The sequence below is a fragment of the Streptomyces fulvorobeus genome (assembly GCF_013167895.1).
Classification (GTDB): Bacteria; Actinomycetota; Actinomycetes; order Streptomycetales; family Streptomycetaceae; genus Streptomyces; species Streptomyces fulvorobeus.
In genome coordinates, this window is record NZ_BLWC01000001.1 from 3,242,230 (window position 1) to 3,264,311 (window position 22,082).

19 protein-coding genes, 1 tRNA gene and 1 pseudogene are annotated in these 22,082 nt (G+C 70.9%); 6 read left to right on the forward strand and 15 right to left on the reverse strand.

Annotated features, from left to right (window positions below):
• Positions 1–486 precede the first annotated feature (486 nt).
• The 7 genes from pheA to Sfulv_RS14680 form a co-directional block, all read right to left on the reverse strand.
• Complete coding sequence (pheA, locus tag Sfulv_RS14650) at positions 487–1,422, reverse strand: prephenate dehydratase (protein WP_173314117.1); 936 nt, start codon at positions 1,420–1,422, stop codon at positions 487–489.
• A gap of 63 nt (positions 1,423–1,485) precedes the next feature.
• Positions 1,486–2,805, reverse strand: coding sequence for an iron uptake transporter deferrochelatase/peroxidase subunit (gene efeB, locus Sfulv_RS14655; RefSeq protein WP_173317866.1), 1,320 nt, complete (start codon positions 2,803–2,805; stop codon positions 1,486–1,488).
• A gap of 17 nt (positions 2,806–2,822) precedes the next feature.
• The gene (locus Sfulv_RS14660) at positions 2,823–4,775 is read right to left on the reverse strand and encodes a copper resistance CopC/CopD family protein (protein ID WP_173314119.1); all 1,953 of its coding nucleotides are present in this window, start codon (positions 4,773–4,775) and stop codon (positions 2,823–2,825) included.
• A gap of 12 nt (positions 4,776–4,787) precedes the next feature.
• The gene (locus tag Sfulv_RS14665) at positions 4,788–5,234 is read right to left on the reverse strand and encodes a copper chaperone PCu(A)C (protein ID WP_173314121.1); all 447 of its coding nucleotides are present in this window, start codon (positions 5,232–5,234) and stop codon (positions 4,788–4,790) included.
• Complete coding sequence (locus Sfulv_RS14670; RefSeq protein ID WP_173314123.1) at positions 5,231–5,887, reverse strand: SCO family protein; 657 nt, start codon at positions 5,885–5,887, stop codon at positions 5,231–5,233. The genes Sfulv_RS14665 and Sfulv_RS14670 overlap by 4 nt, the downstream gene beginning before the upstream one ends.
• Before the next feature lie 44 nt (positions 5,888–5,931).
• Positions 5,932–6,672 carry a YcnI family copper-binding membrane protein gene (locus Sfulv_RS14675; RefSeq protein ID WP_173314125.1) on the reverse strand — a complete coding sequence of 247 codons (741 nt, stop codon included), beginning with the start codon at positions 6,670–6,672 and terminating at the stop codon, positions 5,932–5,934.
• Positions 6,673–6,794: 122 nt separating this feature from the next.
• Positions 6,795–7,610, reverse strand: a complete 816-nt coding sequence (locus Sfulv_RS14680; RefSeq protein ID WP_173314127.1) for a hypothetical protein — start codon at positions 7,608–7,610, stop codon at positions 6,795–6,797.
• Between the two features lie 237 nt (positions 7,611–7,847).
• On the opposite strand from Sfulv_RS14680, the gene Sfulv_RS14685 reads away from it, so the two are divergent.
• Positions 7,848–8,462, forward strand: coding sequence for an ATP-binding protein (locus Sfulv_RS14685; protein ID WP_173314128.1), 615 nt, complete (start codon positions 7,848–7,850; stop codon positions 8,460–8,462).
• A gap of 47 nt (positions 8,463–8,509) precedes the next feature.
• Here the strand turns inward: Sfulv_RS14685 and Sfulv_RS14690 are convergent, their stop codons facing one another.
• Together Sfulv_RS14690 and Sfulv_RS14695 are read right to left on the reverse strand one after the other, a co-directional pair.
• Positions 8,510–10,003, reverse strand: a complete 1,494-nt coding sequence (locus Sfulv_RS14690; protein ID WP_173314130.1) for an aminopeptidase P family protein — start codon at positions 10,001–10,003, stop codon at positions 8,510–8,512.
• 135 nt (positions 10,004–10,138) lie between these two features.
• Positions 10,139–11,505, reverse strand: a pseudogene (locus tag Sfulv_RS14695) (PP2C family protein-serine/threonine phosphatase).
• Positions 11,506–12,140: 635 nt separating this feature from the next.
• Here Sfulv_RS14695 and Sfulv_RS14700 point away from each other — a divergent pair.
• Both Sfulv_RS14700 and Sfulv_RS30420 read left to right on the forward strand, forming a co-directional pair.
• Positions 12,141–12,824 (forward strand): bifunctional DNA primase/polymerase, encoded by a 684-nt coding sequence (locus tag Sfulv_RS14700; protein ID WP_173314132.1) that lies wholly within the window; start codon positions 12,141–12,143, stop codon positions 12,822–12,824.
• Between the two features lie 504 nt (positions 12,825–13,328).
• A complete protein-coding gene (locus tag Sfulv_RS30420; protein ID WP_246353123.1) occupies positions 13,329–13,616 on the forward strand; it encodes a hypothetical protein in 288 nt (95 codons plus the stop codon).
• Between the two features lie 288 nt (positions 13,617–13,904).
• On the opposite strand, the gene Sfulv_RS14710 is transcribed toward Sfulv_RS30420, so the two are convergent.
• The 3 genes from Sfulv_RS14710 to Sfulv_RS14720 all read right to left on the reverse strand — a co-directional run bounded on the left by Sfulv_RS14710 (position 13,905) and on the right by Sfulv_RS14720 (position 16,780).
• A complete protein-coding gene (locus Sfulv_RS14710) occupies positions 13,905–14,870 on the reverse strand; it encodes a DUF5926 family protein (RefSeq protein ID WP_173314136.1) in 966 nt (321 codons plus the stop codon).
• Between the two features lie 338 nt (positions 14,871–15,208).
• Positions 15,209–15,811, reverse strand: a complete 603-nt coding sequence (locus Sfulv_RS14715; protein WP_173314138.1) for an ATP-binding protein — start codon at positions 15,809–15,811, stop codon at positions 15,209–15,211.
• A 138-nt stretch (positions 15,812–15,949) separates the two neighbouring features.
• A complete protein-coding gene (locus tag Sfulv_RS14720) occupies positions 15,950–16,780 on the reverse strand; it encodes a glycerophosphodiester phosphodiesterase (RefSeq protein ID WP_173314140.1) in 831 nt (276 codons plus the stop codon).
• Between the two features lie 244 nt (positions 16,781–17,024).
• On the opposite strand from Sfulv_RS14720, the gene Sfulv_RS14725 reads away from it, so the two are divergent.
• A complete protein-coding gene (locus Sfulv_RS14725) occupies positions 17,025–18,602 on the forward strand; it encodes a S1C family serine protease (RefSeq protein WP_173314142.1) in 1,578 nt (525 codons plus the stop codon).
• Between the two features lie 345 nt (positions 18,603–18,947).
• Here Sfulv_RS14725 and Sfulv_RS14730 read toward each other — a convergent pair whose 3' ends face one another.
• Entirely contained in the window at positions 18,948–19,220 is a 273-nt protein-coding gene (locus Sfulv_RS14730; RefSeq protein ID WP_173317868.1) for a DUF6355 family natural product biosynthesis protein, read from the reverse strand.
• A 655-nt stretch (positions 19,221–19,875) separates the two neighbouring features.
• On the opposite strand from Sfulv_RS14730, the gene Sfulv_RS14735 reads away from it, so the two are divergent.
• A tRNA-Ser gene (locus tag Sfulv_RS14735) sits at positions 19,876–19,962 on the forward strand.
• 149 nt (positions 19,963–20,111) lie between these two features.
• Here Sfulv_RS14735 and Sfulv_RS14740 read toward each other — a convergent pair.
• Positions 20,112–20,450 carry a hypothetical protein gene (locus tag Sfulv_RS14740; RefSeq protein WP_173314144.1) on the reverse strand — a complete coding sequence of 113 codons (339 nt, stop codon included), beginning with the start codon at positions 20,448–20,450 and terminating at the stop codon, positions 20,112–20,114.
• Positions 20,451–20,498: 48 nt separating this feature from the next.
• Positions 20,499–21,254 carry a GntR family transcriptional regulator gene (locus Sfulv_RS14745; protein ID WP_173314146.1) on the reverse strand — a complete coding sequence of 252 codons (756 nt, stop codon included), beginning with the start codon at positions 21,252–21,254 and terminating at the stop codon, positions 20,499–20,501.
• A gap of 78 nt (positions 21,255–21,332) precedes the next feature.
• Between Sfulv_RS14745 and Sfulv_RS30425 the strand changes: the two genes are divergently transcribed.
• On the forward strand, positions 21,333–21,611 hold the full coding sequence (locus Sfulv_RS30425) for a hypothetical protein (protein ID WP_256668924.1): 279 nt from the start codon (positions 21,333–21,335) through the stop codon (positions 21,609–21,611).
• Positions 21,612–22,082: the final 471 nt, after the last annotated feature.

Genomic DNA, 22,082 nt, shown 5'->3' on the forward strand with positions numbered 1-22,082 from the left:
CTCTTCGCTCCTCCTGACGCACCGGGCGGCTGCGGGGCGGCAGTTGGCGCCGGAGCCCGCGCGTTGTCCACAGGAGGGCCGGGTTTCCCATAGTTATCCACAGGCTGTGAAGAAGATCTGTGGACACCGGAAGAGATCGTTCCGAAAGCCACATGAAGGCGTATGGATTCCCCGTTCAAACGCAGCTCACACACTCATTCGGGTGGGAATTCGATGCTCTGACGAGTTGATCAATGCAATTGAGGCGACACGCGCCGACCTGTGGCTCTGTGGGCCGGTCTGATGCCCCTGAGGTAATTTGTCGACCATGTCGCAGTACGGTGTCGACTTGTCCCCAGGTCGAGACGCCAGCCTGTGGATAACTCTGTGGGTGCATGAAAATCCGCAGGTAGGACCGGTGCGCAATACACAGGGCGGCTCTGCCCCGGTCCTGACCGGAGTGCAGTGACGCCCGCCCGGTGCCGACGTGGTGCCGGGCTCGGGGCCTCAGACCCGGCCGTCCTGGCTGCGGGCCAGCCAGTCGGACGCCTCGGTGAAGTCCGCGTCCGAGGTCCCCTCGCGTACCGGGCTCACGTCCTCGGCCGTCACTCCGGCCCGGGGGTACGAACCCAGGAAGCGCACCTTCGGACAGATCCGCTTCAGACCCATGAGCGCCTCCCCGACCCGCCGGTCGGCGATGTGCCCTTCCGCGTCCACGGCGAAGCAGTAGTTGCCGATGCCCTCGCCGGTCGGCCGCGACTGGATCAGCATCAGGTTCACCCCGCGGGCCGCGAACTCCTGGAGGAGCGCGAGCAGCGCACCCGGGTGGTCGTCACCGAGCCAGATGACCACCGAGGTCTTGTCCGCGCCGGTCGGCGCAGACGGCCGCGCCGGGCGGCCCACCAGCACGAAGCGCGTCTGGGCGTTCTCGGCGTCGTGGATCTCCGTCACCAGCGGTTCCAGCCCGTAGGTCGCAGCGGCGAACTCCCCGGCGAAAGCCGCGTCGTAACGCCCCTCCTGGACCAGCCGCGCACCGTCCGCGTTGGACGCGGCCGACTCCCACACCGCCTTCGGGAGGTGGGCCGCCATCCAGTTGCGTACCTGCGGCTGCGCGGCCGGGTGCGCGGTGACCGTCTTGATGTCGGTCAGCTCGGTCCCCGGACGCACGAGCAGCGCGAAGGTGATGGAGAGCAGCACCTCGCGGTAGATCATGAGCGGCTCGCCGCTGGTCAGCTCGTCGAGCGTCGCGGTGATGCCGCCCTCGACCGAGTTCTCGATCGGTACGAGCGCTGCCGCCGCTTCGCCGCTGCGCACCGCGTCCAGAGCCGCCGGGACGGAGACCATCGGGACGAGCTCGCGGGTGGCGGATTCCGGGAGCGTGCGGAGGGCCACCTCGGTGAAGGTGCCCTCAGGGCCGAGATAGGCGTAACGCGTGGCTGACATACGGTCACCCTAATGCGCTGTGCGCGAGGGGCCGCTCCGTCTCAGAATGCGGCCGGGCGGCCGTCAGGATTCCAGCAGCCGTTGCCCCACGTACTCACCCTTCGCGGCACCTCCCGGCACGGCGAAGAGCCCGCTCGCCTCGTGCCGGATGAAGGGGGAGAGCGCGTCGCCCCGGTCGAGCTTGCGCTGCACCGGCACGAAGCCCCGGAAGGGGTCCGCCTGCCAGCAGATGAACAGGAGCCCGGCGTCCGGAGTGCCGTCCGCCGCGATGCCGTCGTGGTACGAGAAAGGGCGCCGCAGCATGGCCGCGCCACCGTTCTCCTCGGGGGAGGAGATCCGGGCGTGCGCGTTGTCGGGGATCAGCAGGCGGCCGTCGGGTCCGGCCTTGCCGAGGTCCATCTCGGTCGTCTCCGACCCGCCGCTGAGCGGGGCGCCGTCCGCCTTGCGGCGCCCTATCACCCGCTCCTGCCGGTCCACGGGAAGCTTCTCCCAGTCGTCGAGCAGCATCCTGATGCGCCGGACGACGGCGTACGAACCGCCCGCGAGCCAGTCGAACGCGGGACCTGAATCGGGCGAGGCACTGCCGGACGCGGTACTCGCCGGTACGAAGATCCGCTGGTCGAAATCGCTGTCGTCCCGTTTCGGGTTGCCGGTGCCGTCGATCTGGCCCATCAGGTTGCGGGCGGTCCTGGGCCGGTCGGTGGCGCCCGGGGTGCGGTTGAAGCCGTTCATCTGCCAGCGCACCCGGGCGGTTCCGGCGGCTTCCTTCTGGATGGCGCGCAGCGCGTGGAAGGCGACGAGCGCGTCGTCAGCCCCGATCTGCACCCACAGGTCGCCGTTGGAGCGCTTGGCGTCGAGATGGTCGGAGGAGAACGGCGGCAGCGGGTCGAGGGCGGTGGGCCGGCGGCCGGTCAGGCCCGTACGTTCGAAGAAGGTGCGGCCGAAGCCGAAGGTGACCGTCAGCGAGGACGGCCCGGCGTCCAGGGCGATCCCCGTGTCCTGACCGTCCCCGCCCTCGGCCGGCCGGCCCGCCATCAGCCGCTCGGCCGTGGCCGACCAGCGGTGCATCAGCGCGGCGGCCTCCTTGCGCCCCGCGCCGGGCGCGAGGTCGAACGCGATCAGGTGGCCCCGGGCCTGAAGCGGAGTGGTGATTCCCGCTTGATGTTTCCCGTGAAACATCGCCCGGGTCGCCCCGACGCTGGTCAGCTCCCTCGCCGCCTCGGGGCGGGTGGCGGCGTACCCCGTGGCGCCGCCCGCCGCGCCCAGCACGAGACCGGTCGCTCCGGCGGCCCCGGCGGTGCCGAGCAGCCGCCGCCGGGAGAGGGCGCCGGTCGCACCCGGCCCTGAGCCGTCGCCCGCGGCCTTCGGGGCCTCGTCCTTCATGTCCTTGCTCAACGTGCTCAGCCGATCTTGGCGTTCTTGTCGATGGTGGTCTGGTCGATGTCCGAGGTCCGTACGGTCACGGAGATCGTCCACTCGCCCTTCATCGGGATCTGGATGCCGGCGGCCGTCCAGTGGCCGTCGGCGAGGTGGTCCGGGACGACCGGCAGCGGCCCGATGTCCTTGGACTTCAGCGTGAGGGCCACCTTGACCTCGGGAACGTCCAGCGGCTCGCCGTTCGCCCCGTCGACCCAGATGTGCAGCTGGTTGGCGCCGACGCGACCGGGCGTGATGTCCAGCCGCACGGTCCCCTCGCCGTTCTGGCCGCCGGTGTCGAACGGCATCGTCAGACTGACCGGAGCGCCGGTCGCCGGAGCGGTCGCCGCCACCGGGCCGCGTGCGGACTCCTCCTCCGTACGGCCCGGTTCGGTGGAGGTCAGCACGGTCGTGACCGCGAGGACGACCACGGCGATGCCGGCCTCGGTGAGAACCGAGCGGCGCAGACCTGAGCGGACCGGGTCCGCGTCCCGGGCGCGCTTCTTCCGGGTGGCCGTCAGGGCGGCGCGCTGGCGGGCGAGCTGGGCGGCGCGGCCGGGGCCCACTGCCTCGGCGTCCGCGACCTCCGTCGCGGCGACCGGCTCACCGTCCTCGGCGCTGGCCTCGGTGTCCTCGGCGTCCGGTGCCCCCTCTGCCACGGCCGTTCGCGCGCTCTCCGTCAGCCGGGACGTCCACCGGCGGGAGATCCAGGCGGCACCGACGAGCGCGGCCACCAGAGCGACCTTGACGAGCAGGAGCTGTCCGTAGGCGGTGCCGGTCAGCGCGGACCAGGAGCCGACCTGCCGCCAGGACTGGTAGATCCCGGTCGCGGCGAGGACGACGACACTCACGAACGCCACGCGGGAGAAGCGCCGGACGGCGGAGCTGTCGACCGAGGGCGTCCGGTACAGGGCGACCAGCAGTGCGGCGAGGCCACCCAGCCAGGCGGCGGCGGCCAGCAGGTGCAGGACGTCGACCGGCATGGCGATGCCCGGCTGGATGCCCGTCGACGCGTGCTCGGCGAGGGCCCAGGTACCGGCGATCCCGGCGGCGACGACCGTGCCGCCGACGGCCAGACCGAAGGTCAGGTCCTTCTGCTCCGTCTCGTCCTCGCGCCTGGCGTACCCGCCGAACAGGACCGCCACGAAGAGCGCGGCGGCGCCGAGCAGCAGCAGCCGGGAGACCAGCGCCGCTCCCGGCTTGGTGTCGAGCACGGCCTGGAGACCGTCGAGGTCGAAGGCGTCCGAGAGTTCGCCGGAACCGGTGTACGGGTGGCGGAGCGCCAGCATGACCAGGGTGGCGGCCGTCAGGCTGATCCAGCCGCCTACCACGAGGCGTTGCAGCGGGCGCTCCCCCGCGCCCCGCCGCCAGCAGGCGAGCACGAAGGCCGCGCCGCCCACCAGCAGGATGAACCCGGCGTACGCGGCGTAGCGCGCGATGTCGTACAGCGTGCCGACCAGCCCGCCGCCGGCCTCGCCTGACGGCAGGGTGACGGTGGTCTCGGAGGGGGCGCCGACAGAGAACGTGAACGCGCCGGAGATCGGGTGGCTGTCCGCGGACACGGCCTGCCAGGCCACGGTGTAGGTGCCGTCGGGCAGGCCCGCCAGGAGCCGGACACCGTACTGGACGGCGCCGCCGCTCCCCACCTCACGCGGTGCGCCGTCATCGGCGCGCCGCCCCTCCGGGTCCAGGACGCGGATCGAGTCGTCGCCGATGGCGAGCTGTTCGGAGAAGGTGAGGGTGACCTCCTCGGGCGCGGTGTCGACCACCGCCCCGTCCTGCGGGTCGCTCCCGGTGAGGGCGGCGTGCGCGGACGCGGGACTCGCGCCGGCCAGCACCAGGCCGAAGAGCAGGCCGGTCAGTGCGGCGAGCAGCGCGAGGGCGGCGAGCGGCCGGCGTATCAGGTGCGGCCCGAAGTGCGGGGCGGTGGCTGTCATGGTGTCAGTCCCTCACTGCTTCTTCGGGTTGTGGGTGGTCTCCTTCACGGGAACGTCGACCCGGATGGGGCCGGCCTTCTCGAAGTGCAGCTCCAGTGAGACCTTCTCACCCTGTTCCGGCCGCTGCTTGAGCTTCATGAACATGATGTGGTTGCCACCGCGCGCGAGTTCCAGTTCGCCACCGGCCGGCACCTCGAAGGAGCGGACCTCGCGCATGGTCCGGTTCTCCGTCTTGTGGAGCGTGACGTCGTCGGAGAGCGGACTGGTCACCGAGGTGAGCCGGTCGGCGGCGTCCCCGCTGTTGCGTACGACGAGGAATCCGGCGGCCATGTCGCTGACGGGCTGCGGCATGTAGGCGCCGGCCACCTCCAGCTCGGGCTCGCCGCCCGACGAGCACCCCGCCAGCGTCAGCCCCGTGGTGAGGGCCAGGACGCCGGCGAGGACGGTGCGGCGGTTCACGGAGTCGCCCCCGTGATCAGCTTCGGGAGGTCCTTCGTGTAGTCGTCGGCCGTGGTGTCCTCGCCGTAGAGCACGTACCCCTTGTCGGTCCTGGGGGAGAACGCGACCACCTGCGCGCCGTGCATCGAGGTGACCGTGCCGTCCTTCTCCACCTTCGGCGGATCGATGCCGATGCCGATCTGCCGGGCGCCCGCCTGGATGGCCGGGAACTCCCCGGTGAGTCCCACGAAGGTGGGGTCCTGGGCCTTGAGCCAGCTGCCCAGGGACGAGGGTGTGTCGCGTTCGGGGTCGGTGGTGACGAAGACGACCTGGAGCTCGTCCTGGTCGGCCTTGGGCAGGGCGCGCTTGGCGAGCGCGATGTTGCTCATGGTCAGCGGGCAGACGTCGGGGCAGTTCGTGTAGCCGAAGTAGATGAGCGTCGGCTTGCCCCTGGTCCGCTCACGGAGGTCGAACTTCTTGCCGTGGGTGTCGGTGAGGACGAGGTCGGGCTTGGTGAAGGGCTGGTGGAGTACGGTCGCGGCCTTGTCGCTGGTGGCCGTGGAGACATCGGCGACGGGCTTGTCGGCCGGGCCCGTTTCGCTGCCGCAGGCCGACAGCGTCAGTGCGGCCGCGGCGGCGAGCGCCGCGGCCAGCGTGGTCTTCTTGGTGCGCATGGAGAGTTGTTTCCTGGTCTGTGGTGAGGGTGCTGCTCTGGACGTCAGACGGTGCGGCGGCGTCCCGCGAGTACCCCGAACGCGACCCCGGCGATTCCGACGACGATGCCGATGACGCCCAGGACGCGCGCGGTGCTGTCGCTGCTGTCGGCCGAGGCGGAGGACGCCTTCTTCTCCTCGGTGGCCTTGTCGTCCGAGGGGTGGGCGCTCTGGTCGTCGGCGGCGGCGGTGGCGCCGTGCGCGTCGGCCGAAGCGGCGGTCAGCTTGAGCACGGGGGCCGGGCTCTCGGGCTCTTCGCCGTCCGCTGCGGGCTCCTCGATCCAGCGGACGACTTCCTTGTTGTCGTACGTCTGGAGGGCCTTGAAGACGAGCTGGTCGGCGTCCTCGGGAAGCCGGCCGACCGAGAGCGGGAACTGCTGGAAGTAGCCCGGGGCGATCTTGCTGCCGTCCGAGGTCCAGGTGACCTTGGAGACGGCCTCGGTGATCTTCTTGCCGTGCACGTCGAGCGGCTTGTCCAGCGCGGTCTTGTCGACCTTGATCTTCCAGCCCGGAACCGCCTGCGGGCTCACCGAGGACAGCGGGTGGTCGGCCGGGAAGCTGACTTCGAGCTTGACCGTCGATGCGTTGTCGCGCTCGTTGGGGACCTTGAAGTTGACGGTCGCGTAACCGCCCTTGGCGGCCTCGCCCTGCGGCTGGACGCTGACGTGCGCGGCGGCGGGGCCGGCGAACAGCAGGACGGTGGAGGCGGCGACGCCGCCGGCGAGGGCGATGCGGGAAACGTTCATGGCAGGAATCTCCACAGGCAGGAGGAAACGGATGGTCCGGCGCGCCGGTGCGCGACGGCATCGCGACCCCTTGCCCCGGGTGATCCGGGCCCTGCGGAGTGATCCGCGCGAAGGGTGTCGCGTCAGGCTGCGCGTACGTACACGGCGGGAGGCCCGCGCCTGATCACCACGTGCTGCAAGGGGTTCCCGGTGGCCGGCGCGGGTGCGTCGGCCGCGGTACGGGGGAGGAGCCGCCCGGTCGTGCGCCGCTCCGGGAGGCCGGCGAGCATGGCGCGTACGAGCGAGAGCGCGGCGCGCAGCGCACGCAGCCGGGCGCCGGACGCGAGCTCCTGGGCGCCGTGCGCGGAGAGCCGGGCGAGGCCGAACAGGGCGACCTCGCCGCGACGCAGCAGCCAGCCGGTGGCGAGGGCGGCCAGGAGGTGCCCGAGGAGCATGGGCAGGCTCGGCAGCGTCCCGGAGGACTGCGCGAGGCCGGTCAGCGCGGTCGGGTCGGCCGCTACGGGGTGTGCGTGATCCTGCGCCAGGGCGACCGGGTCGATCCCCGCGGTGGTGACGAGGCGGTGCGCCTCGCCGGTGCTCAGCCGGGCCGACTTCTCACCGCAGAGCAGCCCGCCGGCGAAGCGGACGAGCGCGTCGCTCTCCGTCCCGGCCGCCGCCGCCGTGCCCGCGCCATGGGTGCCGAGTCCGAAGAGGACGTGCAGGGCGAGCTGTCCGCCGGTGAGCGCGGCGGCGATGGAGGGGAGCGACCGCTCGCGCCCGGCGAGCGGAGCCACCACCGCGAGGAGCCCGAGGAAACCGGCGAACAGGGTCCACCACGGGACGGCCGCGCACGAGGCGAGCGTGTGCCCCGCCGCGGACAGCACGACGCAGACCGCGGTGAACACCGCGGCCCTCATGAGCCGCAGACCGGCTCCGGCGCGTGCGACAGGCGTAGACATGGCAGGGTCATCATCGCACTGCGGGCTCGATCCGCGTCAGGCAGGTCCGGAAGGTCGCTTTCCTGCGCGCTGGGTGGCTGTTGTGCCTGTTCGGGTGGGCTGCGACCGGCGGACATAGCCGGTATGCGGAACATTCGCATCCGCCGAATGAGTGCCGTCCCGGCCGATCCGCGCTTACGGAGCGCGCTTCGCGGCAATACGTATCCGTATGTCGAGCCGCAGCCAGGAGGCTGGAGCATGAGCATGTGGTGGTCACTCCATTTGCGGCGCGAAGCTGCGAGCGTCCCGCTCGCGCGTCGTTTCCTTCTCGGCACGATGGAAACGGCGGGCGTCGATCCGGACATCTCCTACGAGCTGTCGGTCGCGCTCAGCGAAGCCTGCGCGAACGCCGTGGAGCACGGCGGGGAACGCTGGGACACCGTGGACGCCGAGGGTGCGGGCGGTGCCGGTGAGCTCTCCGGGACACGCCTCCCGGGCAACGGGCCCGCCGCCGGGCAGTACCGGGTCACCGCTTATCTGGACGGCGAGAAATGCCGTATCGAGGTCGCCGATTCGGGACCCGGCTTTCCCGCCCGGCGCGAGCTTCGCACCTCCGTACACCCGTCCGCCGGCGGTCCGGCCGGCCGGCGGCCCGCCGCTCTGCCGCACCCGCCCGCACGCCGCGAAGCGTCCTGCCCCGCCGTCGATGCGGCCCCGCCACCGCCTCTCCTGGCGGAGAGCGGGCGGGGACTCGGTCTGATCGAGCAGCTGGCCGACCACGTCCACTTCGGCAACCGGCCGGGCCGGGGCGCCGTCGTCAGCTTCGACAAGGTCCTGAAATGGCGGGAGGGCGCGCTGCTCATGGTGTCCTGAGCGGCGCGCCCTCCGGCGCGGGGCGACAGCCGGCCGCCTGGCGGGGGTCAGCCCTTGAGCCGGGCCATCCACGCCTCGACCTCGTCGGCCCGGCGCGGCAGCTGGTCGGAGAGGTTCCGGTTGCCGTCCTCGGTGACCAGGATGTCGTCCTCGATCCGGACGCCGATGCCGCGGTACTCCTCGGGTACGGTCAGGTCGTCGGCCTGGAAGTACAGTCCGGGCTCGACCGTGAGGCACACGCCGGGCTCCAGTACGCCGTTGACGTACGCCTCGGTGCGGGCGGCGGCGCAGTCGTGGACGTCCATGCCGAGCATGTGGCCGGTGCCGTGCAGGGTCCAGCGGCGCTGGAGGCCGAGCTCCAGGACCTTGTCGACGGAGAGGTCACCGAGCAGACCCCACTCGACCAGCTTCTCGGTGAGCACGCGCTGCGCGGCGTCGTGGAAGTCCCGGTAGTCGGCGCCGGGCCTGACGGCCGCGATGCCCGCTTCCTGGGCCTCGTACACCGCGTCGTAGATCTTCCGCTGGAGCGGCGTGAACGTACCGCTGATGGGAAGGGTTCGCGTCACGTCGGCGGTGTAGAGGGCGTCGGTCTCCACTCCCGCGTCGAGCAGCAGCAGTTCGCCGGAGCGGACGGCGCCGTCGTTGCGTACCCAGTGCAGGGTGGTGGCGTGCGGGCCGGCGGCGCAGATCGAGCCGTAGCCGATGTCGTTGCCCTCGATGCGGGCGCGCAGGAAGAAGGTGCCCTCGATGTAGCGCTCGCTCGTCGCCTCGGCCCTGTCGAGGACCTTCACGACGTCCTCGAAGCCGCGGGCGGTGATCTCGCACGCCTTCTGGAGCTCCGCGATCTCGAAGGCGTCCTTCACCAGGCGGGCCTCGGAGAGGTAGACGCGCAGCTCCTCGTCGCGCTCCGCGGTGACCTTGTCGGTCAGCGCGGTCTCGATGCCCGCGTCGTGGCCGCGGACGTTGCGCACCGGTCCGGTGGCCTCGGCCAGCGCGGCGGGCAGCTCGCGGACGTCCTTCGCCGGAATGCCCAGGAGCTGCTCGGCCTCGGCGAGCGAGTGGCGGCGGCCGACCCACAGCTCGCCCTGGCCGTCGAGCCAGAACTCGCCGTTCTCGCGGTCGGAGCGGGGCAGGAGATAGACCGTCGCCTGGTGTCCCGTCTCGTGTCCCGTTTCGCCCCCCGTGCCCTTCGGCTCCAGGACCAGGACGCTGTCGTGGGTCTGGTCACCGGTGAGGTACGCGTACTCGGTGGAGGCGCGGAAGGCGTACTCGGTGTCGTTCGAACGGGTCCTGAGGTTGCCCGAGGGAATGACCAGGCGCTCGCCGGGGAAGCGCGCCGAGAGCGCGGCGCGACGGGCGGCGGTGTACTCGGCCTGGGCGATCGGTTCCAGGCCGTGCAGCTCGGTGTCGGCCCAGCCCGACTTCATGTTCTCGGCGAGCTCATCGGAAATGCCCGGGTACAGGCCGTTCTTCCGCTGCTTGATCGGCTCTGCTTCTTCGGTCTCCGGCTCCGGGTTCTCCGGGATGAGCTCCTCAGACACGATTTGTCTCTCCTTGTTACGACACTGGACCACTCCCCATCGTACGGGCGTACGGAAGGGGGTCCAGGGCCCGAAGACCTGTTACACCCGAGGCGCCGGGCCGCCTTCCGCCCGAGCGCCCGGTCGCGGCGGCCGTCAGTCGAAGTGGGCGGCCAGGATCACGACGTCCTCCGTACCGCCGCCCTGGCCGGAGCCCTCCGGGAGCATCGCCCGCAGCACGTGGTCGGCGATGGCTCCCGGGTCGTGCCGGGCGGCCTTCGGTACACAGGCGGCTGCCGAGTGCAGCCGGGCGAACGCCCGGTCCATCGCGTCGCCGGTGCCCCGCAGCAGGCCGTCCGTGTAGAGGAGCACGGTCTCGCCGGGCCCGGGGGCGCACTCCACGCTCGGCGCCTCCCAGCAGGAGAGCATCCCCAGGGGCGCCGACAGGGTGGTCTCCACGAACTCGGTGCGGCGCTCGCCGATCACCAGGGGCGGGCTGTGACCGGCCCCCGCCAGCACGATCCTGCGGCGGGCGGGCTCGCAGTAGGCGAACAGCGCGGTCGCGGCCCGGGCGGGCTCGGTCAGCCGCAGCAGCAGCTCCAGATCGGAGAGTACGGCGACGGGGTCCTCGCCCTCCATCACGGCGTACGCCCGCAGACTCGCCCGGAGCCGCCCCATCGCGGCGAGCGCGCCGGGGCCCGAGCCGCCGACCGATCCGACGGCGAGACCGAGCGCCCCGTCCGGCAGCGGCAACGCGTCGTACCAGTCACCGCCGCCCTGGGGTGGCGGTCTGTGGCGGGCGGCCAGCCGGACGCCGGGAATCCGGGGCAGCCTGGTGGGCAGCAGCTCCTCGGCGAGGGTCGCCACGTCGGCGCGGGCACGTTCGAGCTCCAGCAGCCTAGCCAGGTGCTCGGTGGCGTACCGGGTGTAGAGGCCGACGAGGTGGCGCTGGCGCTCCAGTGGCTCGGCGGGTTCGTCGTAGAGCCAGACGGCCGCCCCGAGCAGGCCCGCGGCCTCGGTGGCGAGCGGCAGGGCGTAGCTCGCGGCGTAGCCGAGCCGGGCGGCGACCTCGCGGTGACGGGGGTCGAGGTTCTCGTCGCCGAACAGGTCGGGGCTGGTCAGCGAGGTCTGCGCGCCGGGCAGTCCGTCCAGGATGCGGCCGTAGGAGGTGGCGCTGCGCGGAACGGTCTCGATGTGCCCGAGCTCCGCGTGGGCGAGCCCCAGGCCGATCGTGGTGGACGGGCCGCCCGCGGCCGGTTCGAGGACGAGGAGTCCCGCCGGGCGCCGACGAGAGCGGCTCCGGCGTCCAGCAGCTCGCGCAGGGCGTCGTCGAGCGTATGGGTTCGGGCCAGCCGCTCGGTGAGTTCGTGCAGGGTCGTGAGGTCGGACACCCAGGAGGCCAGGCGGTCCTGGAGGAAGGCTCCCGGGAGAGCCGGGACGCCCGTCAAAGGCGCGGAAGTGTGCGTTGAAACAGGAACCGTAGGATCGATTCCAGCCACTTTCGGCAGGTGAGGGGCGCTCATGGCAGCCAGCTTTCCGACCGGTGCGATTCGCCGAATAGCATCGCAAACTCCCATGTCATTCCGCGCGGCTGGTGCATCCACATGTACACGCACAAGTAAGGCGATGTCCAGCATTGTCCGCGCCGGATCTGTGGTGTCTGCGGGGCAGTTAACTTGGCTAAAAAAAGCACCAATGACAGTTATTTGCGATCGACTGGGAGCGCTCGACAGACGGTGCCCTCGGGGTGAAGTGCCCGGGGGAGCGTCATCCGGGGCAAGCGGGGTACGTAATCCGGGATGACCAGGAGCAGTCGTGATCGCCCTGGAACCTGGCGGCGGGCCCGGACGTCTTCACCCCTGACGGCCGAGCGCCCACCCCCCGACCGGCGGGGCTCGCACCACGGACGCAAGCGTGCGGCGCGCGCCGCACGCCAGGTAATGGGCTGGACCCGGTTCCATTCGGCTCAGCTCGGTTCGGCTCAGCTCCACCTCTGCACGGTTCCACTCTGCTCGGCTCGGCTCACGCTCGGTACCGACGGCTTGCCCGTACCGCAGATCTGATGGGCTTGTACGCACAGCGAAGAGACGCCCGCGTGGTGTAACGCACACGCGGTGCGATGTGGACCTCGGCGTTCAACGGAAAGGAACGAGCGCTCATGCGCGAGATCCTCGGAAGGCGACGCAGGCTCCGGCTCCGGCGCAAGGGACGGCTCGCACAGCTCGACGCGGCGCTGACCTGTGCCACCGCGTGGCAGTGGCCCGTGCTGCCCGGAGCAGGACCGGCGACGACCGGCACGCGCGGTGACCGCGGACGTGGCTGCGCCTGCCCCGACCCCGAGTGCGCCGTGCCCGGCGCACACCCCTTCGATCCCGGCCTCCTGGCCGCGACCACGGACGAGCGCATGGTGCGGTGGTGGTGGACGAGCCGTCCGGCCGCCCCCATCATGCTGGCCACGGGCGGCAGCGCACCCTGCGCGCTGAGCCTGCCCGCGGTGGCGGGTGCCCGGGCCGTGGACGCGCTGGACGCGATGGGGCTGCGTATCGGCCCTGTGGTGGCGACGCCCACGCGGTGGTCGCTGCTGGTGGCCCCGTACACGCTGGAACGGCTCGGCGAACTGCTCCACGCCAAGGACTGGGTGCCCAGTTCCCTGCGCTTCCACGGCGAGGGCGGCTACCTCGTCCTCCCGCCGTCGGAGATCGGCGCGGGACAAGTGCGCTGGGTGCGGCCGCCGCGGCCCGGGTCGGCCGCCCCCTGGCTTCCGGACGTGGAAGCGGTGCTGGACGCCCTGGTCGAGGCGAGCACGGGTGCTCCGGACGGCGGAAGCCGGCTCTCGTACTGACGGACCGTCAGCACTTCCGCCACCAGCCGGCCGGCTCACTCGTACGGGTGTGAGCCGGCCCGGGATCTGCGGTGATCGGGTGCGCGGCGGCCTGGCCGCCCGCATTCCGTCGATATCGTCGGCGTACCGTCAGAATTCGGCACCCAGTCGCCAGGTGAGGCCCCGATGAATCTCCGCATGGCCGGTCTCTCGGTGGCGGTCCTGTTCACCGCTCTGCTTCCGCTCGCCGCCTCGGCGGTGACGTCGGGAACGTATGAATCCGTATCGTCCGAGGCAAAATCCGCGAAGCCGCTGCTTTCTGATGCCCTTTCCGCGGAACAAGGCGGACGGGGCAGGGAACAACAGGCCGGAGATACGGACAAAAAGCCTACGGAAAAGATTTCCCCGCCCGGACTTCTGTCCGAAAGTCGGCTGCCCGCAGGCCCGGTTGGTGCCGACGCGCCGGTCTCCAGGTGCGGTCCCGAACTCACCTCCCCCCAGGGCGTCGAGGCGCAGACCTGTGTCATGACGCAGGGGCAGGACGTCTGGGCGCGCACGTACTACCGCAACACCACAGGCGGGCAACTGCACGCGCACACCACGCTGCTGGGGCCCGGTGGGCGGGCCGTGGTGCTGCGCTGCGAGGTCGGGGCGCACGACGGGCCAGGGGTCTGCGAGACGCCGCGAGGACCTGCGCACGGTGCGGTGGACGGCTACACGGCGGTGGCGGAGTACGCGGCGGCCGGCAGGGCTGAGGATTCCCCGCTGCTCCTGCGGACCGGCAGCAGCAGGGCTTCCGCGCCCATCGGCTGATGGCCCCGGCCTCTTCCGGCTGCCCGGGTGGTCCGCGGATGGAGCGACGCGCGCCGGGCCGGACATAGGGGCCGTTCGTCCCGTGCCTCTTCCGGGCGTCCGTCCGGCCGGGAAAAGAGGATGCCCGATCGCTGGCGACGGGGGATGCACCAGCGACCGGGCTTCCAGAACGGTAACAAGAGATCTGCCGTTCGCAAATTGGATCCGGCCTATTCGGACAACGATTTACCCGCGAGTACGGTCGGCTGTGACGGGCGTCACCGGACCGCCCCGCCGGGGGCGTCACCGTCAGCTGAGCGTCACCTGGCGGTTGGTGAGCCCGCCGCGCGCACGGCGCTCCTCGGGGGTGAGCGGGGCGTCCGAAGCGAGCGCGTCGGCGAGGCGCTCCGCGAGTTCCGCGGCGGGCTTCTCGCACTCCTGCGCCCCCATCGTGCGGGGCAGGTCCCAGACCGGGACCATCAGCCCGTGGGCCCGGAACGAGCCGACGAGGCGGGTTCCCTCACCGAGCGAGGACGTCCCGGCCGCGTGCAGCCGGGCGAGCGCGTCCAGGAGCTGCTCCTCGGGGTGCGGCATGACCCAGCGGAGGTGGTTCTTCTCCGGGGTCTCGCACCAGTACGCGGCGTCCACGCCGGAGAGCAGCGTGGTGGGCAGCGCGGCGTCGTTGGCGCGCTCCAGGGAGGCGGAGACCTCCGCGGTGGCGTTCTCGGCGTCCGGGACCCAGAACTCGAATCCGGGGTGGACGACCGGCTCGAACGGAGCACCCGCGTCGAGCACGTCCTGAAGGCGCGGACCGTCCGCCGGTACGCGCCGGGCGGCGACAGGCGAACCCGGCTCCGCCTCCAGCGCCCGCGCCAGGGTGTCCGCGAGGTCGCGGCTGAGGTCGCCCGATGAGGTGTCGTTCTGCAGGGCGAGCAGTACGGAACCGTCGTCCCGGCGCAGCGCCGGCCACGCCATGGGAAGCACCGTCGCGAGCGTCACGGACGGCACGCCGTCGGGCAGACCGCCCTTCAGTGTCAGCTCGGCGGTGGCGGCGGGCACCAGCTCGCGCAGGGCGACCCAGTCGCATTCGCCGGAGAGCCCCTCGAAGGGGCGCTGGACCAGTTCGGTCACGGCCTGGGCGGCGGCGCGACCGTGGCACGCCTTGTAACGGCGGCCCGAACCGCACGGGCAGGGCTCGCGGGCCCCGACGACCGGGATCTCACCATCCTTGAGCTGCTGCTTCCCGGCCTTGGACTGAGGGCGCTTCTTGGCCATGGTGGGCATTCTCCCGATTGCGACAGTGCGGTCTCGGCCGCGAGCCTAGCCGTCTGCGCCACCGGTGGGGACACCTGCCGCCACTGTCCGCACGCGCCACCTGACGGCCGGACCGCTGTACGGGGTGTTCTGCGAGGTGTCCGGTGCCGTGGGAGTGAGCTGCCCGGTGCCGCCGCGCGGGCTGCTGCGGCGGCAGGTCGATGTCGGGCGGTCGAGGGCGGCCGGTCGAGGGCGGCCGGTCGACGTGGTGCTTGGTGCCGAATCCCGTCGGATCGGTGAACTCGCGTCCAGTCGGTGAATCACCGTCGCCTTGCGGCGGATGTCGTCAACCCGCGTCGTCAACTCACGTCGTCGAAGGCGTCGGCCAGGCCGAGTCCGTCGATGCCTGTGAGCCCTGCGAGTCCGCCCAGCTCACCCGGTCCCTCGCGGCCGTTGAGTTCACTGAGCCCGCTGAGCCCGTCCTGGCCTTCGAGGACACCCCCCGTACGGCCGGCCGGCTGGTGCTCCTGGGCCAGCTGGGCCCAGACGGTCACCTCGCCGGAGGAGCTGTCGCGTACACCCCACTCCCGGGCGAGGGTGCTGATGATGTTGAGCCCACGACCGCCCCGCGCGGTCACCGAAGGGGTGGCCGGGACCGGCCGGGTCGGTCCGCCGCCGTCGGTCACCTCGACGGTCAGCCCGCCCGTTCTGTCGACGCGCCACGCGGCGCGGACATCGCCGTCACCCACTTCTGTCTGCTGCCCCAGTGGCCTGCCGTGGCGGCAGGCGTTGCTGAGAAGTTCGGAAAGGATCAGGACTGCATCGTCGACGACCGTGTCGGCGACCCCGTTGCTGCGCAGTTGCTCGCGCATACGGTGCCGCGCCTGCCCCACGCCCGCAGGGCCATGAGGTACGGCCATGCTCGACGACGCGGGCACTTCTTGTGCCACCACCAACGCCACCCCCGGACCTCCTTCGCCCACGCCAGGGATTGGATGCCCCAATGGACTGGACCGGAAACCGGCCAAAGGTTCGCCGGTGACGCACTCGTAACGATCGGATACGGAATGAATGCGCCGGTGCACTCCACGTAACAGGGGTTAAACACGTCCTAGTTGGGACAGAACCTGTTTCGGGCGGTTCGTGATGATCGCCTCCACCCCGAGGCGTACGCACAGGTCCACGTCCGCCGGTTCGTTGACCGTCCAGACGTGTACGCGGTGGCCGGCGGCGTGCAGGCGGTCGATGTAACCGGGGTGACTGCGTACGATCCGCATCCCCGGACCGGCGATCCGGGCGCCCGCGGGGAGCCGCCGCCCGTCGCGTAGCCGCGGGGTGACGAACTGCATCAGAGAGACGGTCGGCAGTGTGGGCGCGGCGGCCTGGACGCGGTGCAGGGAACGCGCCGAGAAACTCATGACGCGTACCGGCGAGGGACCGTCAGCCGGCGGATCGTCGAGACCGAAGCGCTTGAGAAGGTGCAGCAGCCGCTCCTCGACCTGCCCCGCCCAGCGCGTGGGGTGCTTGGTCTCGATGGCCAGTTCGAGGGGCCGCCCGGCCTTCCGGGTCTCCGTGACGAGTTCGAGCAGGCGCTCCAGTGTGAGGACGGAGGTGAGTTCGCCCGACGCCGGGTCCCAGTCCGGGGACTCCTCGCGGTCCTTCCAGGAGCCGAAGTCGAGAGCGGCGAGAGCGGAGAGTTCGAGCGCGGAGACGGCGCCGCGGCCGTTGGACGTGCGGTTCACCCGGCGGTCGTGGACACAGACGAGATGTCCGTCCGCGGTGAGCCGCACATCGCACTCCAGGGCGTCGGCACCGTCCTCGATGGCCTTCCGGTAGGCGGCCAGTGTGTGCTCGGGCGCGTCGTCCGACGCCCCGCGGTGGGCGATGACCTGGATGGGGGTGCGGATGGTGTGCTGGCGTACGTCGGTCACCGCGTCATCGTGCCACCGGTCGGCGCTGGGCGCGCACACCGTGCGGGCCGAGGCGTGAGGGAGGACATGAGGAGTACATAAGAGAGGACATAGGGGGAGACCGTTTTGTCTGATGTAAAGATTGGTGTGCGGATGCACAGGTCCTGTTTACAGTGGCCTGACGTGCTGTGGGAAAAGCTGACCACAGACACGTGCACAGCGGATCTCTTGCCGAAGACCGAGTGGAACCGAGGAGTAAAGAGCTGTGAGCACCGAGAACGAGGGCAATGAGGGCACTGCGGTCCCGGCCGTACCGCCTGTTCCGTCCACACCTCCAGTGCCGCCGGCCGCTGCTCCCGAGGGCATGCCCCCGTCCGCGGCGCCGCAGGCCCCGGCTGTTCCCGATGAAGCGCCGCGGACTGCTGAGCGGACTGCGGAGCAGGCCCCCGCTCCGGCTTCCGGGGTCTTCGGAGCGCCTGGTGTGCCGGGGGCGTCTGGTGTGCCGCGTGCGCCTGGGGCGTCGCCCGATGGTCGGCCGCACGAGACCGCCCAGCAGCATCAGCAGCAGCCCTACTCCTCCTCTCCGCAGTCGCCCTATCAGGAGCCCGCGGGAGCGGGCGGCTGGCCGCCTCCCCCTCCGGTGATCCCCTCCTACGCCGGGGGCGGCGACTCGAACGCGGCCTGGGGTGCTCCGGCGCCGGCGCCCACTGAGCGCCCGCGCAAGCGGCGGGCGAGCGGACTGGTCGCCGCTGTGGCCGCGGCGGCACTCGTCGCCGGCGGCGTCGGCGGAGCCCTGGGTTACTGGGTGGCCGACCGGAACGACACGGACTCCGGCACCGGATCGACCACGATCGCGGCTTCGAACAGCCCCAAGGACTTCAAGCGGGACCCGGGTACGGTCGCGGGCGTCGCGGCGAAGGCGCTGCCCAGTGTCGTGACGATCGACGCCCAGAACGGCGACGGTGAGGGCGGCTCCGGCACCGGCTTCGTGTACGACAAGGAGGGCCACATCCTCACGAACAACCACGTGGTGGCCTCGGCGGCGGACAGCGGCCAGCTGACGGCGACGTTCTCCAACGGCAAGAAGTACGACGCCGAAGTGGTCGGCCGCGCGCAGGGCTACGACGTGGCCGTACTGAAGCTGAGGAACGCGCCGGACGGACTCACCCCGCTGCCCCTCGGCAACTCCGACCAGGTGGCGGTCGGTGATTCGACCATCGCGATCGGGGCGCCGTTCGGCCTGTCCAACACAGTCACCACGGGCATCATCAGCGCGAAGGACCGCCCGGTCGCCTCCGGAGACGGCTCCAGCAGCAAGAACTCGTACATGAGCGCCCTGCAGACCGACGCCTCGATCAACCCGGGCAACTCCGGCGGTCCGCTGCTCGACGCGGGCGGCGCGGTCATCGGGATCAACTCGGCCATCCAGTCGACCAGCGGCGGCCTGGGCCAGTCCCAGGCGGGCTCGATCGGGCTCGGCTTCGCGATCCCGGTCAACCAGGCGAAGAACGTCGCCGAGCAGCTGATCAGGACCGGCAAGCCGGTCTACCCGGTGATCGGCGCGACGGTCAGCATGGACGACGCGACGGGCGGCGCGGTCATCTCGGAGGAGGGCGCGGGCGGCACTCCGGCCGTCTCCCCCGGCGGCCCCGCGGCGAAGGCCGGCCTCAAGGGCGGCGACGTGATCACGAAGTTCAACGACACCGTCATCGAGAGCGGCCCCACCCTGATCGGCGAGATCTGGACCCACAAGCCGGGCGACAAGGTCACCTTGACCTACAAGCGCGACGGCAAGACGGCGACGGCCGAGGTCACCCTGGGCGAGCGCGAGGGCGACAGCTGACCGGCTGACTGTCCTTCGCGCGGTCCCTCGCGTAGAGGCGGTCCGGGCGCCTGTCGGCGCGACCACGCGGTTTGGGTTGCCCGAGCGGCCTAGGGGACCTAAGGGGACGGCCGTAAAAGCGCAGGGACGGAAAAGCCTGGCGTCGGTGTCCACGGCCCCGCCCCGCACCAGGAAGCAGGCCCCGCTCTCGCACGAGCGGGGCCTGTCGTGGTCTGCGGGGCCTCGACCTGCTCGTCACTCTCCCCAAGGGCGTGGTCTAGGAGGACCGCGCAACGTGGATCTCTCCGAGGCCACTTCGGCAACCGTCACCTGGTTGTGGTGCGCGGCGCCCGGGGCGGGCGCACGTCAGCAGGTGCGCCCGACGTAATGGGCACCCTGAATCTTGCTGGCCGGACCGAGCCAGGTATTACCCGGTCCGACGCACCGCTCGTAGTCAGGCTCCAGGGCGACCCTGACATGGATGACGATCTTGGAGCCGTCCGAGGTGCAGTGATTGTAGAAGGCGTCGGTGCTGCCCTCGTAGTAGCCACATGGGGCGGCTGCCGCAGGGCTCGCGGTAGCGGGCACCGCACCGAGAGAGGTGAGCATGAGTACGGCGGAACCGAGGGCGCTGGTCACGACTCGACGAGTACGCAAGGGGAACTCCTGAAGCGGTGGGGGATCGGCCTCAAGGGCCCGTGGGCGGTGTGTGCCGATCCGTGGAGTACTGGCCGCCCTAGAGTTGCCCGCCGCTGAGCACGGTCATTCGGAGCCACGGGGCCGTTCACCCGCCGAATCGTTACGCCTCCAAGTTGTTCGGAAGACTATTCGCTCGTCGGAACCAGCAATCGAAAGGGCCAGCTGCCGCCGACTGCCGCAACACCGGTCGCGTGCCGGCAACGGAAGCGCGCCGCGTGCACAGAAAACCCGGCCCTTGAACCCCCAACGAGCTCCCGGGGACGCCCTGGAAGCGTCCGGCAGGACCCATCGGACAAGTTTCCTCAGTGCCATGCCCGGGAACGTGCGCCGAAGGGCAATGGACCACCGGCCGACAGCCGCGCCCCCGGCAGGAGCTCTGCCGTCGCGCCCGACCCGCCGCAGCAACGCTGTGTGCAACGAGCACCGGTGTCGCGGGAATCGGTTTCGGACCTGGGGGCAGTCGTGACAGGCTCAGGGCGTCGCCGCCACGAACCAGGTTTCCGAACCTCACGGACCAGGGACGGACCAGGCACCCGCAGAGCGAGCCGCGCCCGGTAGGCTGTAGCCCGCTCAGCCGCAGGTGCGGCGGGGCGAGGGTGGGTTGCCCGAGCGGCCTAAGGGAACGGTCTTGAAAACCGTCGTGGCAGCGATGTCACCGTGGGTTCAAATCCCACACCCACCGCAGGCGAGAGGCCCCTGACCAGCACGTATGGTCGGGGCCTTTGCCATGCCCATTCCCTGTCGGGCACCGCTGTTCCCCTTGGTTTCCCGCTCTGTCGGGCACGGAAGGGGCATGCGGGGGGCACGGAGACAGACATCAGCACGTGCACCTCAGTCGCCTGCGAACCATACGTAGCTGCCCGGGGTAGCTGCGCACTGTTCCAGTACCGCCGCGAGATCGTCCAGGGCCGCGCGCTGGCGCTCGTCCGAGCACTGTTCTTTCAGGCGGGGAACTTCGATGAGCGCTGCTGCGGATTGCTGCTTGTTCATCACCGTGTCTCCGTAGAGATCGACGACTGGAAGGAGACCAGGGACGCCGAGATAGTGAAGCGACCCAAGCGCGTCGGCCAACGCCTCGCCGTGCCCGTAGCAGCCTCGCAAAAACGTCCTGCGTGCCTTCTTCCAGCTGCGCGCCGGGCGGGCAGAGTGCAGTTCCACGTTGACTCCCACGCACGCATCCTGCCCGTGGTGACGGTTCCCGCAAAGGGATAAGGCCGCTCAGCGATGGATCGGGATCTCGTAGACGATCTCGCAGTGCGCTGCGGGCACCACGATGTCCGCTGTCTCCACGGGGCGGCCCTCGTCGCTGTAGTACGTCCGCCGGATGTGCGTCACGAGTGCGGCTTTCTGGATGCCGAGCAGTGAGGCTTCCACGGCGGTCGCGTGCCGGGGTTCGGGCTGTTCCACCGCGTGGCTGATGGTGACTCCGATCGCGGCCATGCGGTTCACGACCCCGGCCCCCGCGTGCGGTCCTCCCTCGGGGAGAACGACGAGGGTTCCGCCAGTGACGGCGTACGGCTCCCAACTTGTCGACAGCTGGACCGGCTTCCCGTCCGCAAGGAACTCGTACGTCGTACGCACGCACAGCTCGCCCTCGGCGATCCCGAGCCGCGACGCGATCTCCACCGGGGCCGGGACTTTCGCGTCGGTCCGGCTCTCCCAGTCGCTCTGCCGGCGAAGGGCCTTCATGTCCTGGCGGAACGGGGACCCGCTGGACTGCTCACGTGCCGACGACCGGACGACTCTCACTCGCTGCCGAGGCTCGGCGACGTAGGTCCCTGATCCGGCCCGGCCTTCCAGCACTCCTTGGGAGATCAGCAACTCCTGTGCCCTGCGCACCACGTTCTCGCCCACGCCGCACTCCTGGCCGATCTGGGCGCGGGATGGGAGGCGGTCACCCGGTTCCCAGACGTGCTCCGCGATGCGCCGCCGGAGTTCGTCGGCGATGCGGAGGTACGGCGGTTGCTCAGACATATGGAAAATCTAGTCCACTAGCTCTAATCTAGTTAACTAGCTTCACTGAAAGTGATCGCTGGCAACGGGGGGTGCGCTGTGTCCGCTTCGGGAGTGACCGCAGCGGCTCTCGCCGCCCGCTTGTCTGCCGCTGGCCTCCGCCCGCGTGTGGAGGAGCACGCCCGGTTCGCGACGGTGGAGGCAGATGTACCGGACACGCTCTCCGTCGATTCATGGCGGGAGGTCCTGGAGGCGGTGGCCGATGCCGATCGATTCGGGCTCGTGGCCACCAGCTTGAACGGCCGCACCTTATGGGCGGTCGTACGCAAAACGGTCCCCACGACAGGCGACGTCGGGGGACCGGGCTATCAGCGATAGGAGCTGAACAGCATGCTCAACCGTATCCGCCAAGCCATCTCGCGCACCAGAGCGCGGTGCTTCCCCAACGGTCGGCACCGCCGCCCCTTAACGCCCTCCAGGCCGCTGGCCTCTCCCACTTGCCCTGCGCCCGCTGACGCTTCGACCGTCGCCCTGGGGCGGACTCCGGTCGGCCCGCTGCACCGTTACCCGCTGAGGGGAGAGGACGTCGCGCTTGTGCGTCCGTACCTGCTGGCGTGGGAGGAGCGTGCACGGACGCGCACAGTGCTCGTCGCCCCCGACCTGCCGGCCGATGCTTGGTCGGCCCTCGCGGGGGCCCGCTGATGCCTCCTCGCCGACAACCGCACCCAACGGGCGCAGCTTCCGTCCCCTACCGCTCGATCGCCTGCTGCATTGGCACGCACCATTCCTGCATCGAGCCGTCCCCGCCTGCGACGACGGACGACGTACCGGTGATCTACGAGGTGTTCA

Coding starts and splice junctions, on each gene's coding strand:
- Sfulv_RS14745 (WP_173314146.1), bottom strand. CDS start 21,254: ATGTCTGAGCAACCGCCGTACCTCCGCATCGCCGACGAACTCCGGCGG.
- Sfulv_RS14710 (WP_173314136.1), bottom strand. CDS start 14,870: ATGGCCAAGAAGCGCCCTCAGTCCAAGGCCGGGAAGCAGCAGCTCAAG.
- Sfulv_RS14700 (WP_173314132.1), top strand. CDS start 12,141: ATGCGCGAGATCCTCGGAAGGCGACGCAGGCTCCGGCTCCGGCGCAAG.
- Sfulv_RS14680 (WP_173314127.1), bottom strand. CDS start 7,610: ATGTCTACGCCTGTCGCACGCGCCGGAGCCGGTCTGCGGCTCATGAGG.
- pheA (WP_173314117.1), bottom strand. CDS start 1,422: ATGTCAGCCACGCGTTACGCCTATCTCGGCCCTGAGGGCACCTTCACC.
- Sfulv_RS14670 (WP_173314123.1), bottom strand. CDS start 5,887: ATGCGCACCAAGAAGACCACGCTGGCCGCGGCGCTCGCCGCCGCGGCC.
- Sfulv_RS14660 (WP_173314119.1), bottom strand. CDS start 4,775: ATGACAGCCACCGCCCCGCACTTCGGGCCGCACCTGATACGCCGGCCG.
- efeB (WP_173317866.1), bottom strand. CDS start 2,805: ATGAAGGACGAGGCCCCGAAGGCCGCGGGCGACGGCTCAGGGCCGGGT.
- Sfulv_RS14685 (WP_173314128.1), top strand. CDS start 7,848: ATGAGCATGTGGTGGTCACTCCATTTGCGGCGCGAAGCTGCGAGCGTC.
- Sfulv_RS14675 (WP_173314125.1), bottom strand. CDS start 6,672: ATGAACGTTTCCCGCATCGCCCTCGCCGGCGGCGTCGCCGCCTCCACC.
- Sfulv_RS30420 (WP_246353123.1), top strand. CDS start 13,329: ATGACGCAGGGGCAGGACGTCTGGGCGCGCACGTACTACCGCAACACC.